At 49.8% G+C, this 18,829-nt stretch carries 20 protein-coding genes; 10 read left to right on the top strand and 10 right to left on the bottom strand.

What is annotated here, in order from left to right; genetic code table 11:
• Positions 1-99 precede the first annotated feature (99 nt).
• Entirely contained in the window at positions 100-1,386 is a 1,287-nt protein-coding gene (locus FVF72_RS04240) for a TrpB-like pyridoxal phosphate-dependent enzyme (protein ID WP_013294898.1), read from the bottom strand.
• Positions 1,387-1,533: 147 nt separating this feature from the next.
• Between FVF72_RS04240 and FVF72_RS04235 the strand changes: the two genes are divergently transcribed.
• The 7 genes from FVF72_RS04235 (at position 1,534) to FVF72_RS04205 (ending at position 9,506) form a co-directional block, all read left to right on the top strand.
• Positions 1,534-2,553: a DUF1786 domain-containing protein gene (locus tag FVF72_RS04235; RefSeq protein ID WP_048901250.1), complete on the top strand. Its 1,020-nt coding sequence runs from the start codon at positions 1,534-1,536 to the stop codon at positions 2,551-2,553.
• Positions 2,554-2,593: 40 nt separating this feature from the next.
• Positions 2,594-3,256: a PHP domain-containing protein gene (locus tag FVF72_RS04230; protein ID WP_013294900.1), complete on the top strand. Its 663-nt coding sequence runs from the start codon at positions 2,594-2,596 to the stop codon at positions 3,254-3,256.
• Positions 3,246-4,037, top strand: coding sequence for a DUF63 family protein (locus tag FVF72_RS04225; protein ID WP_013294901.1), 792 nt, complete (start codon positions 3,246-3,248; stop codon positions 4,035-4,037). Before FVF72_RS04230 ends, FVF72_RS04225 begins: the two co-directional genes overlap by 11 nt.
• A 149-nt stretch (positions 4,038-4,186) precedes the next feature.
• Positions 4,187-5,704, top strand: coding sequence for a 2-isopropylmalate synthase (locus tag FVF72_RS04220; RefSeq protein WP_013294902.1), 1,518 nt, complete (start codon positions 4,187-4,189; stop codon positions 5,702-5,704).
• A gap of 8 nt (positions 5,705-5,712) precedes the next feature.
• On the top strand, positions 5,713-6,897 hold the full coding sequence (locus FVF72_RS04215; protein ID WP_147671291.1) for a nitrogenase component 1: 1,185 nt from the start codon (positions 5,713-5,715) through the stop codon (positions 6,895-6,897).
• Between the two features lie 79 nt (positions 6,898-6,976).
• Complete coding sequence (albA, locus tag FVF72_RS04210) at positions 6,977-7,252, top strand: DNA-binding protein Alba (RefSeq protein WP_013294904.1); 276 nt, start codon at positions 6,977-6,979, stop codon at positions 7,250-7,252.
• Between the two features lie 367 nt (positions 7,253-7,619).
• The gene (locus FVF72_RS04205; RefSeq protein WP_013294905.1) at positions 7,620-9,506 is read left to right on the top strand and encodes a hypothetical protein; all 1,887 of its coding nucleotides are present in this window, start codon (positions 7,620-7,622) and stop codon (positions 9,504-9,506) included.
• 50 nt (positions 9,507-9,556) lie between these two features.
• Here FVF72_RS04205 and FVF72_RS04200 read toward each other — a convergent pair whose 3' ends face one another.
• Genes FVF72_RS04200 through FVF72_RS04180 form a run of 6 tightly spaced genes read right to left on the bottom strand, consistent with a single transcriptional unit; the run spans position 9,557 to position 14,407 of the window.
• Positions 9,557-10,501: a pyridoxamine 5'-phosphate oxidase family protein gene (locus FVF72_RS04200; RefSeq protein WP_147671290.1), complete on the bottom strand. Its 945-nt coding sequence runs from the start codon at positions 10,499-10,501 to the stop codon at positions 9,557-9,559.
• 36 nt (positions 10,502-10,537) lie between these two features.
• Entirely contained in the window at positions 10,538-11,098 is a 561-nt protein-coding gene (locus FVF72_RS09405) for a PQQ-binding-like beta-propeller repeat protein (protein WP_255503813.1), read from the bottom strand.
• Between the two features lie 7 nt (positions 11,099-11,105).
• On the bottom strand, positions 11,106-11,747 hold the full coding sequence (locus tag FVF72_RS09400; protein WP_255503801.1) for a PQQ-binding-like beta-propeller repeat protein: 642 nt from the start codon (positions 11,745-11,747) through the stop codon (positions 11,106-11,108).
• Between the two features lie 28 nt (positions 11,748-11,775).
• Positions 11,776-12,933, bottom strand: a complete 1,158-nt coding sequence (locus tag FVF72_RS04190) for an ABC transporter permease (protein WP_013294908.1) — start codon at positions 12,931-12,933, stop codon at positions 11,776-11,778.
• 5 nt (positions 12,934-12,938) lie between these two features.
• On the bottom strand, positions 12,939-13,988 hold the full coding sequence (locus FVF72_RS04185) for an ATP-binding cassette domain-containing protein (protein ID WP_147671289.1): 1,050 nt from the start codon (positions 13,986-13,988) through the stop codon (positions 12,939-12,941).
• Positions 13,985-14,407, bottom strand: coding sequence for a PadR family transcriptional regulator (locus tag FVF72_RS04180; RefSeq protein WP_147671288.1), 423 nt, complete (start codon positions 14,405-14,407; stop codon positions 13,985-13,987). The genes FVF72_RS04185 and FVF72_RS04180 overlap by 4 nt, the downstream gene beginning before the upstream one ends.
• A 291-nt stretch (positions 14,408-14,698) precedes the next feature.
• Here FVF72_RS04180 and FVF72_RS04175 point away from each other — a divergent pair, with 291 nt between their 5' ends.
• The 3 genes from FVF72_RS04175 to FVF72_RS04165 all read left to right on the top strand — a co-directional run bounded on the left by FVF72_RS04175 (position 14,699) and on the right by FVF72_RS04165 (position 15,913).
• Positions 14,699-15,445: a sugar phosphate isomerase/epimerase gene (locus FVF72_RS04175; RefSeq protein WP_147671287.1), complete on the top strand. Its 747-nt coding sequence runs from the start codon at positions 14,699-14,701 to the stop codon at positions 15,443-15,445.
• 26 nt (positions 15,446-15,471) lie between these two features.
• A complete protein-coding gene (locus tag FVF72_RS04170) occupies positions 15,472-15,642 on the top strand; it encodes a TMEM175 family protein (RefSeq protein ID WP_147671286.1) in 171 nt (56 codons plus the stop codon).
• 73 nt (positions 15,643-15,715) lie between these two features.
• Positions 15,716-15,913, top strand: coding sequence for a hypothetical protein (locus FVF72_RS04165; RefSeq protein ID WP_147671285.1), 198 nt, complete (start codon positions 15,716-15,718; stop codon positions 15,911-15,913).
• 167 nt (positions 15,914-16,080) lie between these two features.
• Here the strand turns inward: FVF72_RS04165 and FVF72_RS04160 are convergent, their stop codons facing one another.
• The 3 genes from FVF72_RS04160 to FVF72_RS04150 form a co-directional block, all read right to left on the bottom strand.
• The gene (locus FVF72_RS04160) at positions 16,081-16,431 is read right to left on the bottom strand and encodes a DsrE family protein (RefSeq protein ID WP_147671284.1); all 351 of its coding nucleotides are present in this window, start codon (positions 16,429-16,431) and stop codon (positions 16,081-16,083) included.
• Between the two features lie 101 nt (positions 16,432-16,532).
• On the bottom strand, positions 16,533-17,957 hold the full coding sequence (locus FVF72_RS04155; RefSeq protein WP_255503800.1) for a bifunctional UDP-sugar hydrolase/5'-nucleotidase: 1,425 nt from the start codon (positions 17,955-17,957) through the stop codon (positions 16,533-16,535).
• 46 nt (positions 17,958-18,003) lie between these two features.
• Entirely contained in the window at positions 18,004-18,795 is a 792-nt protein-coding gene (locus FVF72_RS04150; RefSeq protein WP_147671283.1) for an HAD family hydrolase, read from the bottom strand.
• Positions 18,796-18,829 lie beyond the last annotated feature (34 nt).

The following is an 18,829-nucleotide window of genomic DNA, read 5'->3' as shown; positions in this document are numbered from 1 at the left end:
TGAAGAAGAAGATACGGGATTTTTCATGGCTGAAATCCAGTGGAGTTCCATGTATCATGGAGTTTCAGCCATAAATCCCCATGAATTCAATCGGGGCTATCAGATTTTGCCCTCAAGATAGTCCCCGTAACCCTTGAGGTCCAGGAGCCCGTGGCCAGAGAAGCTTACGACTATGGTTTTTTCCTCACCGGTCTCTCTGCACTTTCTGGCCTCATCCATGGCAACACTTATGGCGTGGCAGGTCTCTGGTGCAGGAACAACCCCCTCGGCCTTTGCAAATTTAACACCGCTCTCAAATATTTTATGCTGTTCTACGGCCCGGGCCTTGATGATGCCCTCCTTCACCAGCAGTGCAACCTGCGGTGACATTCCATGGTACCTCAGACCGCCTGCATGTACAGATGGGGGTACAAAGTCGTGGCCTAGTGTGTACATCTTGAGGAGTGGTGTCATACCAGCAGTGTCACCAAAGTCATACCGGTATTCTCCCTGGGTGAGGGTCGGGCAGGATCTTGGTTCAGCTGCTATGAATTCACAGTCGAGCTTACCATCAAGTTTATCCTTTATGAATGGAAAAACCGCCCCGCCAAAGTTGCTGCCCCCACCCACACATCCTATCATGACGTCAGGTGTTTCACCTGCTATTTCCAGCTGTTTCTGTGTTTCAAGACCTATCACGGTCTGGTGTAGCAGAACGTGGTTGAGGACGCTTCCAAGGGAGTAGTAAACGTTTTCATACTGGAGGGCCTCCTCCATGGCCTCTGATATGGCTATACCAAGGGAGCCCGGGTGTTCTGGGTCCTCACTGAGTATTTTCCTTCCGAATTCGGTATGGTCACTTGGTGATGGGACAACCTCGCCACCATAGAGCTGCATTATTGTTTTCCTGAAGGGCTTCTGGTTGAAGGAAACCCTGACCATGTAGACCTTGCACTGGAGGTCCATGAGTGAACATGCAAGTGAGAGGGCGGTTCCCCACTGTCCAGCGCCTGTTTCTGTTGTGAGCCTTTCAGCTCCATCTTCACGGGCATAGTATGCCTGTGCTATCGCGGTATTGAGCTTGTGGCTTCCTGTGGGTGAATAATCCTCCCTCTTGTAGTATATCCTGGCGGGGGTGTCAAGCATCTCCTCAAGGCCCTTTGCTCGAAAGAGTGGGGTGGGTCTTCCGATCATCTTGTAGACATCTCTGACCTCACGGGGGATCTTTATCCAGCGCTCCATTGACATCTCCTGCTCAAGAACCCCCCTTGAGAACACCCTTGGAAGGTTCTCTATGTTCTCTCCGCCCTCAGGGTTTCTGGGTTCTGGTAGTGGTGATGGCAGGTCCGGGTTGATGTTGTACCATTTTTTTGGTATTTCATTTTCGTCAAGAACAATCTTGTTCATGGTATCACCTTAGATTTCATGATAAGGTCATGTTATCATCAGCATTTACATGCATGATGTCTCTTTAAAGAACTATTTAAAACTTTACAGTACATATCTGTACATTTAGGAAATGGTTAATAAATGGGGGGAAGATATGATTCCCACATGAAGATACTTGCAGTTGATGTGGGGGCAGGGACCCAGGATATAATGTACCATGATACTGCAGTTGATAGAATTGAAAATTCCATAAAGATGGTACTGCCCTCACCCACAAGGATAATCGCAGAAAGGATCAGGGGAATCAGTGAGGACGTCTTCATTCATGGCCAGACAATGGGAGGGGGACCCGTGAGCAGGGCCATAATTGAGCACCTTGAGAGGGGTTACAGGGTTGTAATGACCCATGAGGCAGCAAGGACCATCAGGGATGACCTTGAAAGGGTCAGGGCGATGGGGATAGAGATATCAGACAGGGACCCTGGCCTGAGGAGGGTGAAGTTAACGGATGTTGATCTCGGGGCCATAGCAGGGGCCCTCGGACACTTTGACGTTGAACTGGAAATCGACTTCCTGGGGGTGGCTGTTCAGGACCATGGTGCGGGTGGTGATATGGGTGATAGAAACTTCCGCTTCATGAAGATCAGGGAGAAACTAAGAGAACCAGTGAAACCTCAGGAGTTCTCATACCTTGGCAATGTCCCAGATTACTTCACCAGGATGAAATCCATTGAGGGGGCAGCTGAGCACCCCCTCCTTCTGATGGATTCCAAGTTCGCCTCAATAGCAGGGGCTCTCCTTGACCCCGCAGTGAACTCAGCTGGGCCGCTAGTCGCTGTTGATGTGGGTAACGGCCACACCCTGGCAGCCAGCGTACTGGATGGCAGGATACATGGGGTCATGGAGCACCACACAAAGATGCTGTCCCCTGAAAAACTTGAGGAACTCCTCCTGAAACTCGCCCATGGGGAGATAACCCACCGGGAGGTCCATGGCGACGGAGGTCATGGTGCCCATGTCCTTGGAGGGGTGGGTGAGCCTGAGGTGGTTGTTGCAACTGGTCCACAGAGGAGTATTCTCGATGAAACATCCCTCAGGGTCCACCATGCTGCACCGGCAGGGGACGTCATGATGACAGGGCCCGTGGGGCTCATAGGAAGCATAGAATACAGGGTGATGCACTGATGGGTCCAGGGAACATGAGGGCAATTGTTAAGGTGGTTTCATGATAAGGATTGACCCCCACATACACACGGTATACTCAGGGGATGCAAGGGGAACGCCACGGGATGTGCTGAAGAGGGCATCCCTTGTGGGCCTCGATGCAGTTGCGATTGCAGACCACAATACAATGAAGGGATCCTTGATTGCAATGGAGGACTCAGCAGAGTTTGGGGTCACGGTGGTCCCTGCAGTGGAACTCAGCACATCCGCCGGTCACATAGTGGCACTGGGTGTGCAGGAGGAAATACAGAGGGGTCTCACCCCTGCAGAGACCATGGATGAGATACACTCACAGGACGCACTTGCCATAATACCACACCCATTTGTCAGGTACAGACAGGGACTCTTTGTGAACGAGAGAAACCTCCGTGTTGATGCAGTTGAAACCCTCAACTCCCGCTACATAGTTGGTTACTCCAACTGGAGGGCAAGGAAATTCGCAAGAAAGAGGGGCATCCCTGAGATAGGTGCAAGCGACGCACACTTTGTGGAGGCTGTTGGAAGTTCATTCACGTTTGTGGAGTCTGAAAATACAGCTGATGATATAATTGAAGGTATAAGAAGGGGTAGAACCAGGCCTGAGGGAAGAAGGACACCCCTTCCCCTGATTGTGAGGGAGGTAATCAACAAAAAACTCATAGGCAGGATGAGAAATGATATCTGAGCTTCAGAAGTTCCTGGAGAGCAACTTCTTCTACCTCCACCCTGGCTACACGCCCCTCAACACGGTTGTTTTTGGCCTTGTACTCGGGTTTGCCGTTCTCATCATACTCAGAATGTTCAGGTGGCTTAAAAAGGACCCCAGGGAACTCCTTGTGCCACTGCTTCCCTTCATATTTCTCGGGTCAGGTGCAAGGGCCCTTGTTGATAATGGGATCTATCCACTCACCCATCTCCTTGTGACCCCTGGCATATATGTCCTTGTGGGACTCACGGCAATAGCAACGCTCCTCGTCTCGGTTAAACTTGAGAAACTTTATGGATGGGATTACAGAAAGCTTGTATTTGCTACAGGGGCGGTTCTTTCCATTCCAAACATCATAAGCATGCAGAAAATTAATCCCGTACCCTTTTTCTCTGTACTGGGAGTATTCATGGCATCTGCATTCCTTTTCTATATAATAGGTCTTAAATGGGAACTTCTAAGGGAGAGGATGAATCTCTACGTGGTGTACGCGCACCTTTTTGATGCATCCTCAACCTATGTTGCGGTTGACCTCTATGGCTATGCTGAGCAGCATGTCCTGCCATCGGCATTCACGGCCCTGACTGGCACGGCCCTTGTGATGTTCCCCCTAAAGATAGCGGTCATACTGTTGGGTCTATATGCCATTGACAGGTACGTTGAGGACCCGGGGGACTCGGCTCTACTTAAACTTGTTATATTCATACTTGGCCTAGCACCGGGCCTCAGGAACTTTCTGAGTCTCAGCATGGCGGTTTAAAGTATATCCGGGACCCCTCGTCTCTTGGCAGCAGAACGCTTCTTCTGACTTTTAAGTTATAACTTATAACTTATAAGTCTGCTGTGTAAAAGCTTTTAATTGTGGCAGCATATAGATCATGATAAAAGGCCAGACCACGGGGAATTTAAATGTACATAGAAGAGGTTAAACCGGAAATGAAGCTACCTGAGACGGTGAGAATATTTGACACAACACTCAGGGACGGTGAGCAGACACCTGGAGTGGCGCTCACGGTGGATGAGAAGATATGCATAGCAAGGAAACTGGACTCCCTTGGAGTTGACACAATAGAGGCAGGGTTTCCTGCAGCCTCCCCAGGGGAGATGGACTCAGTAAGGAGGATAGCTGACCTTGATCTTGATGCGAATACTTGTGGTTTGGCAAGGGTGCTAAGGGAGGACATAGACGCTGTTATTGACTGCGGCGCTGACTACATACACACCTTCATAGGGACATCACCCCTCCACAGGAAGTACAAGCTCAAAATGTCCCCTGAGGAGATAATAGACAGGGCGGTATTTGGGGTGGAATATGCGGTTGAACATGGGCTCAGGGTGGAATTCTCTGCCGAGGACGCCACGAGGACAGAATTTGATTACCTTGTGGGGGTATACAGGGCCGCAGAGGATGCAGGGGCCGACATGATAAATGTGCCGGACACTGTGGGGGTGATGATACCCCGGGCCATGAACCGCCTCATAAGGGGTCTCAGGGATGAGGTCAGGACACCCATCAGCGTCCACTGCCACAATGACTTTGGACTGGCCGTTGCAAACTCCCTTGCAGCGGTGGAGGCAGGCGCATCACAGGTGCATGCAACCATCAACGGGCTCGGTGAAAGGGCAGGGAATGCAGCCCTTGAGGAGGTTGTGATGGCCCTCATAACCCGCTATGACCTCCCCCTCACCATAAAGACAACGGAACTTGTGAACATCTCGGAATTCGTATCAAAGATAACGGGGGTAAGGATGCCCCCCAACAAGGCAATCGTGGGTGAAAACGCCTTTGCACATGAGGCAGGCATACACGTCCATGGGGTTCTTGAGAAGGCAGAGACCTATGAACCCATAACCCCCGAGATGGTTGGCCACAAGAGGAGGATAGTCCTCGGCAAGCACACAGGGGCCAACGCCCTCAGATCAAAGCTTCAGGAATATGGCATAGATATGAACGAGGACCAGTTCTGCACCCTCTATGAACAGGTCAAAAGACTAGGAGATAAGGGGAAAAGGATCACCGACGCAGATCTTCGGGCAATGGCCGTCACGATACTTGGAAAGGCAACAAGGGAGATTGTGAAGCTTGAGGGCATAGCGGTGATGACAGGTGAGAGTGTGATGCCAACGGCCACAGTGAAGCTGAGGATCGGAGATGAGATCAAGACAACATCAATGACCGGGGTGGGGCCTGTTGATGCGGCCATAAACGCCATACAGAGCCTAGTAAGTGAAACAGCAGATATAGAACTTGATGAGTACAACATAGAGGCAATAACAGGCGGTACCAACGCCCTTGCAGAGGTCTTCGTTGTCATGAGCGACGCCGACGGCAACAAGGCAACAGGAAGATCCACCAGGGAGGATATAGTGATGGCGAGTGTGGAGGCGGTCCTCGATGCAATCAACAAGATCCTGAGCCTCAAATAGGTGTGCCGATGGAGCCAGTATCAACATGTAAACTCTTCGGGGCTGTAAGGGCTGTTTCAGGCATCTGCAATGCTGTACCACTCATCCATGGCCCCAGGGGCTGCGCATACCACATCGGATACCTTCTGACGGCAAGGGGAGGTAAGAGAATAAGGGTTCTATCAACAGAACTCACTGAATCAGATGTGGTATTTGGGGCAGCCGATAAACTCAAAAAGGCCATAATTGATGCCGACAGAACCCTTAAACCGGAACTCATAGCTGTTATGAGCTCCTGTGCAACAAGCATAATAGGTGAGGATATAGGGAGGGCTGCAGAGGAGGTTAAGGGGGAAATCGACTCTAAAATCATAACCATCAGTGCAGGGGGCTTTGAGTCAAACCAGGGCGAAGGATACCTTGAGGTCATGATGACACTCATTGAGTCCATTGCAGCTGATGCAAAACCATCAGATGAGCCATCAATCAACATCATAGGGGAGTTCAGGGGCGGCCCCGACCTCAACCATATTGTGGATACCCTTGGCAGGATGGGTGTTTCTGTGAACTGTGTGCTCACATCCGGGAGCACAGTCGGTGACATTGAGGGAATCGCGTCAGCCCATCTGAACTATTCCTTCTGTGATGTATCAGGAATAGGGCCCTGCAGGTTTCTCGAGGAGGAATTCGGGATTCCATTCATCCACCACCCAATTCCCCTCGGATTTTCAAACACCCTGAGGTTCTATGAGGTGATACTTGAACACCTCAGCATTGATTACACCCTTCAGGATGAAGTCAGTGAATACGCTGAGGAAAGGGATCGTCTGAGATCGGAACTGGAGGGTGTGAGGGTCGGTATAGTTTCAGGGCCCACAAGGGCCGTTGCACTGGCTGGATTTGTAACTGAACTTGGAATGAAACCTGCTGTGGTGGCAATGGACATGATTGGTGAGTACACACTTGAGAACCTCTCTGGAACTGGTGTGAGGTCTGAGGTCCTGGTTGGGGCTGATCTCTCTGAGCTGGAGGATGCGCTTATCAGGAATGAACCTGAGGTCATACTCGGTGGAGTTGCAGAGACAAGGTTTTCAGAATCACTGGGGGCGCCGCTAATCGATGTTATGCATGGCTCTGCCCTCACTGCAGGGTTCAGGGGTGCATGTGTAACCGGTGGAAGGATACTTGAAGCTGTTAAGTCCAGAAGTTATTAAATTTTTTAATTAGCATATCACAAACTTTATATAATCAGGGGTTTCTATCTTTATTACAGACACTCTTGGAGGTTAAGTGATGTCAGAGGAGAATGTAGTATACATCGGAAACAAGCCTGTAATGAACTATGTTCTGGCCGTAGTGACTCAGATGAACGGTGGAACCAGTGAAGTGATCCTTAAAGCCCGTGGAAGAGCTATAAGCAGGGCTGTTGACGTTGCGGAGATTGTCAGGAACCGTTTCATACCAGACATACAGATAGAGAACATTGACATATGTACAGAGGAGATCATTGGTAACGAGGGAACCGCTACCAATGTTTCAGCAATAGAAATCCAGCTCAGAAAGGATTAGGGATATAAAAGATGGAAGCCACAGGTTTCCATTCTTTTATATTTTATATGCACTGAATTTTCAGGAACTTTACTCTTTATCAGGGGATTCAGAACAGTCATTGACTTCTCACTTAACCCCAGCACAATACTTTATCAGAAATTAAGAGGGTCTTCATACCATTTCAGCTGACCTCAATGTAATATCTAATTTTCACAGGATTGTAATAGTTTATTCACATATTCTGAAGATTATGATTATTTTTTCAAGGTTTTTCAGTATTTTACTAAACTATTTATGGCAGTGTGGACATACAGAGAATCACTCCTCAATACTTTATAATTGAGGGGACTGAAAATTATTTTTCCTGAAAAAGGAGGGGGGATGAATGAATAGGAAATTCAGGGCCTCCCGGTCCATTGGACCGGTAGGTCTAGGTCTGGTGGCACTTCTTTTAGTGTTGGCCCTCACAGGCACATCCTCTGCGGAAAGCGGAGGTCAGGCCGGAACAACACTCACAGCAAGTGTCACTGCAAACACAAGCTATGTGAAGGAATACACATGGCAGATCCACAAGAACGTCACACCCGATAGCTGGGACATCTTTAAGGGAGACTCAGCCACCTCAGAGTACACAGTAGGTGTTGAGAGGGAAAACCCGACAGAGAGGGCATGGATTGAGGGCAACGTGACTGTACACAATGGTGGGGGTGTTTCCACAGAGAACCTCTCGGTTATACTGGAGCTGAGGGATGGTGTACCACCACCAGATGACCTTTTAGGGATTTATCCACTGGATATATCAGCGAATCCTGTTCTTGATCCAGGAGAAACAGGGACATACCCCTACAGGATTTACCTCACACCGGCACAGGTACACGCAGGGGGTAACTACAAGGTGACTGCGAATGTTACAATCACAAACCATTCAGGGCGCCTCGGAACACCCTTTGGACCGGGACCATCAGCAACGGCAACACTCCCTGCATCACCGGTGACGGTGAATGAGTGCATACATGTTGATGACACAAGTGGAGAGTCATGGCTCTTTAACGACTCAGGATCAGTTACATACACCAGGCGGTTCACCGGGGCTGGAACATACAACAACACGGCCACGATAAGGGAAACCGGTCAGAGTGCCAGTGCATCTGTCCAGGTTAACGTATATGAACTGATGGTCTCCAAGAATGCCACAACTTCCTACACAAGGACCTACACCTGGAACATCAGCAAGGAGGCCGACTTAAGAGAGGTCACCGTGAACATGGGGGACACTGCAACCGTGAACTACACGGTTAACATTTCAGTTGATACAGGAAAAGACAGTGACTGGATGGTGGGGGGCACCATCACAGTGTTCAACCCTGCACCCATCGCCGCTGTAATAAACTCCATCTCTGATACCGTATCACCGGGACTTCTGATGAATTTAACCGGCGCAACGTTCCCCCATGTACTTGAGCCAGGCGGGACACTTGTCCTCAACTACATGGGACGTCTACCTGATGGTTCTTCAAGGGTTAACACTGCAACGGTGGTTCAGCAGAACCATGACCGCTACCTGGACAGTTCAGATATGGCCGGATCTACAGAGTACACTGCAATGGCTGATGTGGAATTCGGTGAACCTTCAGAACTTGTTGATGAATCTGTAACTGTATCCGACGACAGATGGGGCTACCTGGGAGTCATCACTGTGGGCAGTGACATAATGCCTGGAGAAACCTACACCTTCAACTATTCTGTGACCTATGGACCCTACAATGCACCTGGACTTTACACAGAGGTTAACGAGGCATCATTTGTGACCTGTGATACCAGCACCGGGGGATCAGACTCATGGCTGGTTGATGTATATGTGAGGAGCCCCTACGGCACACTGACAATAGGTTACTGGAAGACACACGCCGGTTTCAATGGAAACAACCAGGATGCTGTCACACCACTCCTTGGCACGGGTCTATGGCTTGGAACTGCCGGTGGAGATAGGAGTGTACTTGTCACCACCGCTGAACAGGCTGTGAGAATCCTAAGCTTTAATGGCTCAGCATCCAATGGAATAAACAAGCTATATGCACAGCTACTTGCAGCAAAACTGAATATACTCAACGGAGCCTATGCTTCCCCACAGGTTCTCAGCGTGATTGCCCAGGCAGATGCTTTCCTCGCAATCCATGACACATCAAGCTGGAGCAGCCTCAGCAAAAAGGATCAGCAGAAAGTCCTCCAGTGGATGAGTATGCTGGATAAATACAACAATGGAATGCTCTAGGCATTCCATAAAACTTTTTTTAGAGTGCATAATTCTAGGATTTCATAAATTTAGACCTTCTCTTTAAACCAGAACACCTGTTTTGCGCCCGATGAGGCCTCCCTGAACCTGCTGTTTAGGAACTCAACCCTGTGGATGGAGATCCTTATGACGTTCATATCCACGGGGAGGTTTCTCATGGACTCAGGATTGAGACCCCTTAGATTATAGATCCTCTCTGATTCATCTTCATCCAGTATATCCACAGCACCGGTTATCTGCATCCCTGCCAGGTTGCTCATGGATGTGTAGTCCTCGTAAACTGCAACAGAGGCGTTGCTGTTCTCAAGGATACCGGCAAATTTCTCCCCACCCTCGGTGATCACGTATATGGACTCACCGTCATACACGTATTCAAGGGGTGTTGCCCTTGGTCGGTTACCATGGCAGGTTGCAAGGACACATGTGTTATGGGACCTCAGAAATTCATCAATGGATTCACGGAGTTTATCCTCATCAATGTCAGTCATAAGTGAGTCCCTGATCTCTTTAAGGTCAAGGGCAACTTCAATCACCTCTGAGATATCAAAGAGGTCAGAATCCTTAATTTCAATTCCAGCAACCTCGGAGAACCTCCTGAGATCCTCAAGATCACCATCAGAGAGTCTGTCAAGGATCATGCGCCCACCAAGGGTGGCTGAATGGACAGCACCCCCAAGAAGTTTTTCAGCCTCACTGAGGGCCCTTCTACCATCATCCGGGCTCAGGGAAACTGAGAATATCGCCACGGGTTTATCACGAAGCCAGGGGTTTTTCTTTATAAAATCGGTTATTCTGTCGTGTAAACGGCCCCTGTAAACCCCGGAACCAATAACGAAGAAGTCAAATTCCCTGCAGTCTTCCTGAAACTCTTCTGTGGTGCAGCACCTTGAGGGCCCGAGTATTCTCCCGATTGCTGATGCGGCCTCCTCTGTGGAGCCGTAGGTGCTCTCATAGATTATGAGTGTCCTGAACATACCTTCACCTTCAGTTTTTAAATAAAAAAGAAGAGTTTATTTCCTTGCAACCCTTCTTATCACAGCCCCGGCCCCTATGATGGCTATGATTATCACAGCCACATAGTATGCGAATGGTGATGTTGGGCCCTCCTTCTTCTTGGAGTCAAGGGCGTAGATGTAGCCGTTTTCGGTTGCAAAGTAGATGGTTTTGCCGTAGACTACGGGTGATGAACTTGCCGGTGAGCTGAAAAGGTAGTAGCCCGGTGAGTAGCTCCACTCCTCCTTCCCTGTGTACTTGTTGAGGATGTGGAGTGTCCCGTCATCTGAGCCCACAGCCACCATGTTCTCGAAGATGGCTGGCGCTGATCTCACGGCCCCTCCTGTTTTGAATGACCATTTCAGGGTACCTGTCCTTGTGTCAAGTGAGGTCACGTTGCCATCATCACATCCAGCAAAGAGGCTGTTCTCCTCTGTGTCAATGGCTGGTGTTGACCTGACTCTATCACCGAGGCTGTACCTCCAGACCGCGCTTCCATCGGACTCAGATAGGGCATACATGTTCCCGTCATCTGACCCCACGTAGATGGTCCCGTTCCAGAAGGCCGGTGATGAGATGACCTGGTCACCGGTTGTGTAGCTCCACTTCTCCTTCCCGTCGGACTCTGATTAGGGCATAGACATTACCGTTGCATGATCCAAAGTAGACGGTTCCGTTCACTACAAGTGGTGATGATTTAACAGCCTCCCCGGCATAGAACTCCCACTTTTTTGACCCGTCATCTGCATCAACTGCGTAGAGCCTGCAGTCGTCTGACCCCACATATACGGTGCCTCCGCTAACTGCAGGAGATGACTCTATCCGGTTGCCTGTTTTAAATTTCCATTCGAGGTCACCGGTGTCTGTGTCTATGGCGTAGAGGTATCCGTCCCCTGAACCCACATAAAGGGTGCCATTGACCACAGCGGGGGATGATACAACCGCACCCCCTGTCAGGTAACTCCAGACAACTGAACCGGTCTCGAGGTTCACTGCATATACCTTCCCATCGACTGAGCCGATGTAGGCAACCTTGTTGAATATTGCGGGTGATGACTTTATCCCGCCGATGGAGAGATACCATGTCCTTGCTGAGAAGTCGCTTGGCTCCTCAGAGAAACCTGTGCGCTGCTGGTCCCCATGGAAGAGAGGCCAGTCTGCAGCTGATACAGGGCTTAAAACCATCCCAATGATTATAAGTGCCGCAATTAAACCTTTCCTCATCATATTACCACCTGAAATTTAGTCTTACCACCTAAATGTCCCTGTTAAACCTGGTAACCCCCATTGCAAAGAACAGGAGTGTGAATCCCACAAGCACGGCCAGGTCAAGCCAGATGTCCCCGACACCCGCACCCTTCAGCATCACTGACCTCAGAGCGTCGTTGGCATAGGTGAGGGGCACCACGTAGGCCAGCTTCTGGAACACCCATGGCATGGTCTCGATGGGGTAGAAGACCCCTGATACAAACATCATGGGCATTGCAAAGGGCATAACCATCTGCATGTAGTCCTCTTGGGTCCCCACCCTCGCCGATATCATTATTCCGAATCCCACAAAGCACAGTGCTGTGAGTACAAGTAGAAGGACCGTAAGGAGCATGCTGCCGTTGATCTTTATTCCGAAGAGCAGTATGGCCACACAGAGCAGGAGGAATGCTCTTCCACTTTCTATAACCAGTTTTGAGATTATTTTACCCCCAACAACTGTTGATACGCTTGTGGGGGTCATGAAGAGACGTGCGAGTTCTCCCCTCTCCCTTTCACCTGCAATTGACTGTCCCATACCGAACATGCAGGAGAACATTATGGTCATTGCAAGTACCGCGGGCACAAGGAAATCCATGTACTTGACGTCCCCGTAGATTCTGTCAACCTGGAAGTTTATCGTGCTCACGATGCTCTGAAAGCCCGTTTCCCCGGGGGTTGAATTCTGGTTCTGAATATTCACAGCGGGGCTCTGCATCTTCTGAACCGCTATTTCACCTGAAAGCCTGCTGAACAGTGCCTGGGTTGCAGGTACCAGGGCCTGACTTGCCAGCTGGTCAGAGGAGTCAAGGTACATGACCACTGTTGGCTCGTCTGTGAGATTGTCATAGTTGGGGGGCAGTATTATGGCCGCCTTGACCTCCCCTGCATCCACCATGTCCCTTGCGGTTTCAGGGTCCTTCATGATATCCTTAATATCGTAGAGGCTCATGTTCCTCATTGCAGCGACGGTCTGGTCTGTGAGGGGGCCACTGCTCTGCTCAACTATAACCACCGGTATGTTCTCCAGCGTACCGCCCATACCGTAACCGAAGAGGGTTATCATGAGTATGGGGAACAGTATGATTGATATGAGGCGGGGTTTGTGCCTCCAGAGGACTATGAGGTCCTTCTTGAGCATCCACATTACCTTCTTCATTTCCATAACGGTTACCTCCCTGTAACCTTCATAAATACATCCTCAAGTGAGGGGTCCTTGGTTGAAATTGAGCTGATCCTGGCATTGTTCCTTATAACTGCCCCGAGCACATCATTTATGGCAGTGTCACAGCTCTCATCCAGTTCAAGTATTATCCTGCCGGTGTGGTGCCTTTTAACCTCCAAGGTAACCGGGAGGGATTCAAGTTCAGCTATGAGTTCATCACTGAGGTCGGTGATCAGCATGCTGAGCTCCTTACCGGCGCAGGTCCCGGATTTTTTCATTTCCTCAATGACCCTTTTTTCGGATTCAGGGGTCTCCTCCTGTATCCTGTCGAGTATGGTGCCAATCTCCCGTGCCCTGAGGGATTCCTCCTCCCTTATAACGGTGTCCTTGAGGCCCTGGGGCGTGTCAAAGGCCGCAAGGACACCCTGATTTATTATACCCACGTAGTCGCAGAGGAGTTCAACCTCGTACATGTCATGGGAGCAGAGTATGATGGTGTGGCCGCTGCTGTTCAGTTCCTCGATGAGGTCCCACAGCACCCTCTTTGTTGTCGGGTCCAGACCTATGGTTGGTTCGTCGAGAAAGAGTATGTCTGGCTGGTGTATCAGGCTTGCAACCAGTGAAACCTTCTGCTGCTGTCCCCCTGACATCTGTCCAACGGGTTTATCTGCCGCGTACTTTATGTCAACCAGCTCCATGAGTTCATCGATCCTTGTTTCCTTGAGGTCCTCTGGCATCCCGTAGAAGTCTGTGCACATCTCCACGTTCTCCCTTGCTGTGAGGTCCTCGTAGAGGCTGACCTTCTGGGGGACCATACCTATCTGCTGTCTCACCTCGTCGGGGTTCTCCAGTATATCGTATCCGGCGACACGGGCTGTACCTGAAGTTGGTGGTATGAGGCAGGTGAGCATCTTTATGGTTGTGGTCTTACCTGCCCCGTTGGGCCCCAGGAACCCGAAGATGGAGTTCTTCTCTATCTTCATGTTGAGGCTGTCAACTGCTTTGAAGTCCCCGTAGACCTTTGTGAGGTCGTAGGTCTCTATGGCGTATTTCATTCTTCTTCCTCCCTCTCACATGGGAACATGTCGTTCCAGAAGTCCTCCCATATCCTTGAGATGTGGTTTTTCATTATATCACGGATCCTCTCTATTGTTTCATTGCCCAGTGGGGTTATCTCGTAGTACTTGACCCTCTTCTCCCCGTGCATCTCCCATGAACCCCTTATGAGTCCCTTCTTCTCCAGGTCGTGGAGTACTGGGTAGATGACGCTTGGACCGGGCGGTTTGATCTCCTGGCAGTGCATCCCCTTGATCGAGTAGAACTTCTCAAGTCGTCGCATTATCTCGTATCCATGGATCCTTTCCCTGCTTATCATCCAGAGGATCATTGTTTTTCCGAATCCCCTCATGAAACTCTTTATTATCTTCTCATCGAACTGTCCCCCCTCTCCATGGGGGCCATTTTCTGCACACATCAGGACATCTCCAGAATGATATATCAATTTTCTGATATATCCTGTTTTATATATACTTTTTGGTGGTGTGATGGAAGTAAGTCAGGATAACACTAAAACAGTGGTGATCACCACAGATTGTCACTGTGAACGGGAATGCACTTACCATTCATTCTATAGTGCAGGGGCACTCTAAACGCCTTTCACACCGCAGGGACCCTGCAGATCCAGGCACCTATAAGTATCTTTCATTTTCAGAGGGAATGGAAACACTCATAAGGCCGGCTGAATAGAAAACCAACCGGGATCTATATGAGGCTCGGATTTTCAACCCTGGCACTTTTCATGGAACCAATGGAGAACATCCTGGAGAAAGCAGAGGAGGACGGCTTTCAGCTTCTTGAAATACTCTGCGAGGGACCCTACTGGCCCCGGAGGCTCCTTGAAGATGGGGCAGCACTGGAGGTATTTGAATCCTTTGACCTTGAGATACTCCTCCACGCCCCCACCATAGACCTGAACCCTGGCAGCATGAACCAGGGCGTAAGGGAGGAAACAGAAAGACAGATGATTGAGACGGTGGAACTCGCATCAAGGATAGGGGCAACAACCGTAACAACCCATCCCGGTCTTGTGCACAGGAGGGAGGAGAGGATAAGGAACGCGGCCCTTAAATTCGCAGCTGAAACACTTAGAAACTGCGTGGCCCATGCAGAGGATTCATCGGTAAGGTTCTCAGTTGAGAACATGCCGGGAAGGTTCTCATACCTCTGCAACAGCCCCAGTGAGCTTGAGGAATTCTCAGAGGAATGCGGATCATATGTGACTGTGGATGTGGGCCATGCAAACACCACAGGTTTCCTTGAGGATTTCCTCAGGATGGAGAGAATAGCCCACCACCATCTGAGCGACAACAACGGTGAAAGGGACCAGCACCTCCCCCTTGGGGAGGGTACGGTTGACCTTGAACTCCTTAGGGGGATAGACCGTGGGGTGATAGAACTGAATAACTATGAGGGAGTCATAAAGAGCAGGAGACTCCTGGAATCCTTTTATTGAGGCATGAAAGATGAAGAAGAACAGAATTGAGGGGCCTTGTGGATGGAATATTTGCCATTGCAATGACGCTCCTTGTTCTCGATATTGAAGTGCCAGAGGGGATCATAACAGAGTCCTCAATGGCTTCATACCTCACACTCCTCGCCCCCAGGATCCACATCTACTGCCTCAGCTTCCTCCTCCTCTGGATTTTCTAGCGGTTAACCACATGCAATTTGAAAACCTGAAGGAGGTTGACACGGTTTCCTGTGGATAAACATATTCTGGCTGATGTTCGTGGCCATGGTGCCCTTCTCAACGGAACTCACAGGAGACTATGGCGGACTTGTAACATCCAATGTCATATTCCATGTTAACATGCTGATGATAGGCCTCCTACTATCTGCAAGCCGGTTCTATGCATATAGAAATGGACTCATGGATGTTGAAAGGGACCAGTACCTTAGGTCACTTAAGAGGAACTTCTGATGCCATTTGCAGCAATCGTGGCGCTCCTGATAACATCATTCACACCCGAGTACAGCTCTATTGCCTATACACTCATGTTCTTCAAGAGGTTCCTCTAGATATCAGGGCCTTATATAGGCATGAAATCGGTGAGGCGCACCACGGCGATATTTGAGTTCCTCTAGATATCAGGGCCTTATATAGGCCCATCCATCGCACTGTTTTCTGACAATCTCACCCACACCCGAGGATACGGTATCAACACCATCAACAAGGTCCCCTGAGGTTATACCCCACGCCTTCAGGGTGTTGGAACAGGCAGCAAATCTGACACCATCATCAAGGAGCTCACCGATCATATCTGAGTACCTTGAGTCCCTCATGAGGGCGCTGACACCCTTTGAGTACACCACAACCTCAATCTCAACATTCTGAATGTCGGCCATCAGGTTCCTCGCATTGGCAAAAAGCAGCAAACCCCTCTCATCGTCATCCTCATCAAGGTGGAAGACCACACGGTAAATCCTCTCATCATCCATCACGATCACCCTGGTTCACAATTACAGTTGAAGACAGTCATATAGTGCTATCCCTAATGACTTCAGTACAAATTCACAGGGTATTCATCGCGTGAGGACAATCATATAGGTGTTATCCTACCATCGAGCTCGGCGTCAATAGGGCTGTTCTTCTCAACGTACTCTCTCAGGGCTTCAATAGCCCTCATGTCCATCTCCTCGTGGTTATCACCGTACCGTGATGGCACACCCTGACTGGTTACATAGACTGCACTGTAGGTTCTATCCGGCTCAAGGGGCTTCCCGTTCACGAATACCTTCTGTATCCTGCTACCCGGCGGGTTCTCTATCTTGAAGTAGATCTCGAGGCCCATGCACCTCTTTAGGTAGCCCCCCATCTGCCTGTAGGGGTCCCTGGAGAATGTGAGCTCAATGTTCTCCTCCATCATCTCCAGGATCTCCCTCCCCAGAAGTTCAACACGGGATACCGGGGGATTAACAGGGATCATGTTCCAGAGGTCCTCAACCCGGATATCCCCTGGGGGTAGCGGGGCACCGTAGCGCCATCCATTGGAGAATGCAACTTCAGAGTCACCCACATCCATTATTGCCCTGAGGAGAAGGTTGTCCATGGTTGACTCCAGTATTGTGTACCTGTTGAGGTGCGTCCTGGTTGAACCCACGGTGGCCTCAAGGTAGTCCCTGTCCACCTCAGCCGCCCTCATGACCATCTCCTCAACATCCTCATTTGACGGCCCCCTGACCCTTACAAGTTCGTGTTTGAATTTCCGGACACCACCATCAACCTCAAGGTCAAGGCGTCCAATGAATGAGCCGTGGCACCCTGACTGTATTATGATGGTGTCATTGACAATGAAGGGTCTCTCGAGCCTGTTGTGGGTGTGGGCGCTCAGAAGCACGTCTATGCCATCAACATCCGCTGCCAGCTGGCACTCCTGGGGGAACCCAAGATGTGATATGACCACCACCAGGTCGACCCTCTCCTCATCACGGAGCATCTCTATCCAGTATGGGAGTTCATCACGTCCAAGGGTGAACTCAAGGCCCTCACTGAACCGTGGAGGCATCACCTTATCCACTATATTGGATGCTATCCCCACAACTCCCACCTGGAGGTCGCCCCTCTCCACTATCTCATATGGTCTAAAAGCAAGGCGTTCTGTACCCTCATGGTAGCAGTTTATTGCAAGAACCGGATGATTCAGTTTTTCAGATATTTCCATGAATCTTCTGGGTCCATAGGCAAACTCCCAGTGGGCTGTCATTGCATCAAAGCGCATTTCATTGAGGATGGGTATAAGGGCGGCGCCCTCACTCTTCACGGCATGGTATGTGCCGTGGATGGTGTCACCACAGTCAAATAGTAGTGTGGGTCCCTCTTCACGTATACCATCCACAAGGCCTGCTATGTGGTGGTAGCCCCCCAGGGTCTCATATCTTATATTTCTGCCCTCCCAGAAGAGTTCCGGGTGGGATTTGAGGTAGCCGTGGGTGTCATTCACCTGCACGATGCAAAGTTCACTCAATATCAGCCCCCCATATTTCAGAATTCTATATCCAGAACCTAGAACCTCAAAATTCTATATCCAGAACCTCCCTTATGTTATCAACAACGTGGTCAGCAGCATCAATCAATCTCTGAGGAACAGGTTCCCTCTGCTGTAGTGTTAAAACCCCCACGTCAGCCTCCCTCAATGCAAGAATGTCATTGAGGCCGTTACCCACCATCATGACCCTGCTGTACCTTCGCTTCAGGTCCTGGATTATCTCTGCCTTCCTCTCGGTGTCGGCGGTGTCAAAGACGTTTTCCTGGGGTATCCTGATGATCCTTGCAAGTTCCCTCAGTGACCCCCTCCGGTCTCCTGATGCAATGTATATGTGTATGTTTCTTTTCCTGAGTTCCTCCACAACCTCCGGGACCTCCGGGAAGAGCTTTCCACCTGCGGTTATTGTGAAGTCAACCATATTTCTGTCAATGTTGACTATGAAGCCGGATCCACTGCATATCTGTATGTTGTAGTTCTTACTGGAAACGGCATCTATGGTGTCCTGTATGTCCCTGACAGTTGCTGGGTCATCCCTGAGGATATCCATGATCTCATCAGAGGTAACCGCGGTGTTGGCGTAGCTGACATCGAAGTCTATGCGGTTCCTCTTTATGAACTCATATATGGTCTGGTCGGGTTTTGCGTTTACAATACAGGTTGCGGGGTCGGTCTGAAGCACAACAAGGGCCCTTCTATCCCTGTAATCCACAATATCAAGTGAGTTCATCCTGTCACATATCTTACCTGTTTTAAGGTTCTTGAGGGCCCTGTACCTTCTTATGAGTGTCCCTGAGTTATCAAAAACAGCTGCCTTCATCACCTGATATTATGTTTTTCACGGTATTAATGAT

The organism is Methanothermobacter sp. KEPCO-1 (genome assembly GCF_008033705.1).
GTDB classification, from domain to species: domain Archaea; phylum Methanobacteriota; class Methanobacteria; order Methanobacteriales; family Methanothermobacteraceae; genus Methanothermobacter; species Methanothermobacter marburgensis.
This window is presented reverse-complemented; position numbering and strand designations above follow the sequence as displayed.

What these genes read in the sequence shown, in the direction of transcription:
- FVF72_RS04240 (WP_013294898.1), bottom strand. Translation starts at nt 1,386, where the DNA reads ATGAACAAGATTGTTCTTGACGAAAATGAAATACCAAAAAAATGGTAC.
- FVF72_RS04235 (WP_048901250.1), top strand. Translation starts at nt 1,534, where the DNA reads ATGAAGATACTTGCAGTTGATGTGGGGGCAGGGACCCAGGATATAATG.
- FVF72_RS04230 (WP_013294900.1), top strand. Translation starts at nt 2,594, where the DNA reads ATGATAAGGATTGACCCCCACATACACACGGTATACTCAGGGGATGCA.
- FVF72_RS04225 (WP_013294901.1), top strand. Translation starts at nt 3,246, where the DNA reads ATGATATCTGAGCTTCAGAAGTTCCTGGAGAGCAACTTCTTCTACCTC.
- FVF72_RS04220 (WP_013294902.1), top strand. Translation starts at nt 4,187, where the DNA reads ATGTACATAGAAGAGGTTAAACCGGAAATGAAGCTACCTGAGACGGTG.
- FVF72_RS04215 (WP_147671291.1), top strand. Translation starts at nt 5,713, where the DNA reads ATGGAGCCAGTATCAACATGTAAACTCTTCGGGGCTGTAAGGGCTGTT.
- albA (WP_013294904.1), top strand. Translation starts at nt 6,977, where the DNA reads ATGTCAGAGGAGAATGTAGTATACATCGGAAACAAGCCTGTAATGAAC.
- FVF72_RS04205 (WP_013294905.1), top strand. Translation starts at nt 7,620, where the DNA reads ATGAATAGGAAATTCAGGGCCTCCCGGTCCATTGGACCGGTAGGTCTA.
- FVF72_RS04200 (WP_147671290.1), bottom strand. Translation starts at nt 10,501, where the DNA reads ATGTTCAGGACACTCATAATCTATGAGAGCACCTACGGCTCCACAGAG.
- FVF72_RS09400 (WP_255503801.1), bottom strand. Translation starts at nt 11,747, where the DNA reads ATGATGAGGAAAGGTTTAATTGCGGCACTTATAATCATTGGGATGGTT.
- FVF72_RS04190 (WP_013294908.1), bottom strand. Translation starts at nt 12,933, where the DNA reads ATGGAAATGAAGAAGGTAATGTGGATGCTCAAGAAGGACCTCATAGTC.
- FVF72_RS04185 (WP_147671289.1), bottom strand. Translation starts at nt 13,988, where the DNA reads ATGAAATACGCCATAGAGACCTACGACCTCACAAAGGTCTACGGGGAC.
- FVF72_RS04180 (WP_147671288.1), bottom strand. Translation starts at nt 14,407, where the DNA reads ATGTGTGCAGAAAATGGCCCCCATGGAGAGGGGGGACAGTTCGATGAG.
- FVF72_RS04175 (WP_147671287.1), top strand. Translation starts at nt 14,699, where the DNA reads ATGAGGCTCGGATTTTCAACCCTGGCACTTTTCATGGAACCAATGGAG.
- FVF72_RS04165 (WP_147671285.1), top strand. Translation starts at nt 15,716, where the DNA reads ATGTTCGTGGCCATGGTGCCCTTCTCAACGGAACTCACAGGAGACTAT.
- FVF72_RS04160 (WP_147671284.1), bottom strand. Translation starts at nt 16,431, where the DNA reads ATGGATGATGAGAGGATTTACCGTGTGGTCTTCCACCTTGATGAGGAT.
- FVF72_RS04150 (WP_147671283.1), bottom strand. Translation starts at nt 18,795, where the DNA reads ATGAAGGCAGCTGTTTTTGATAACTCAGGGACACTCATAAGAAGGTAC.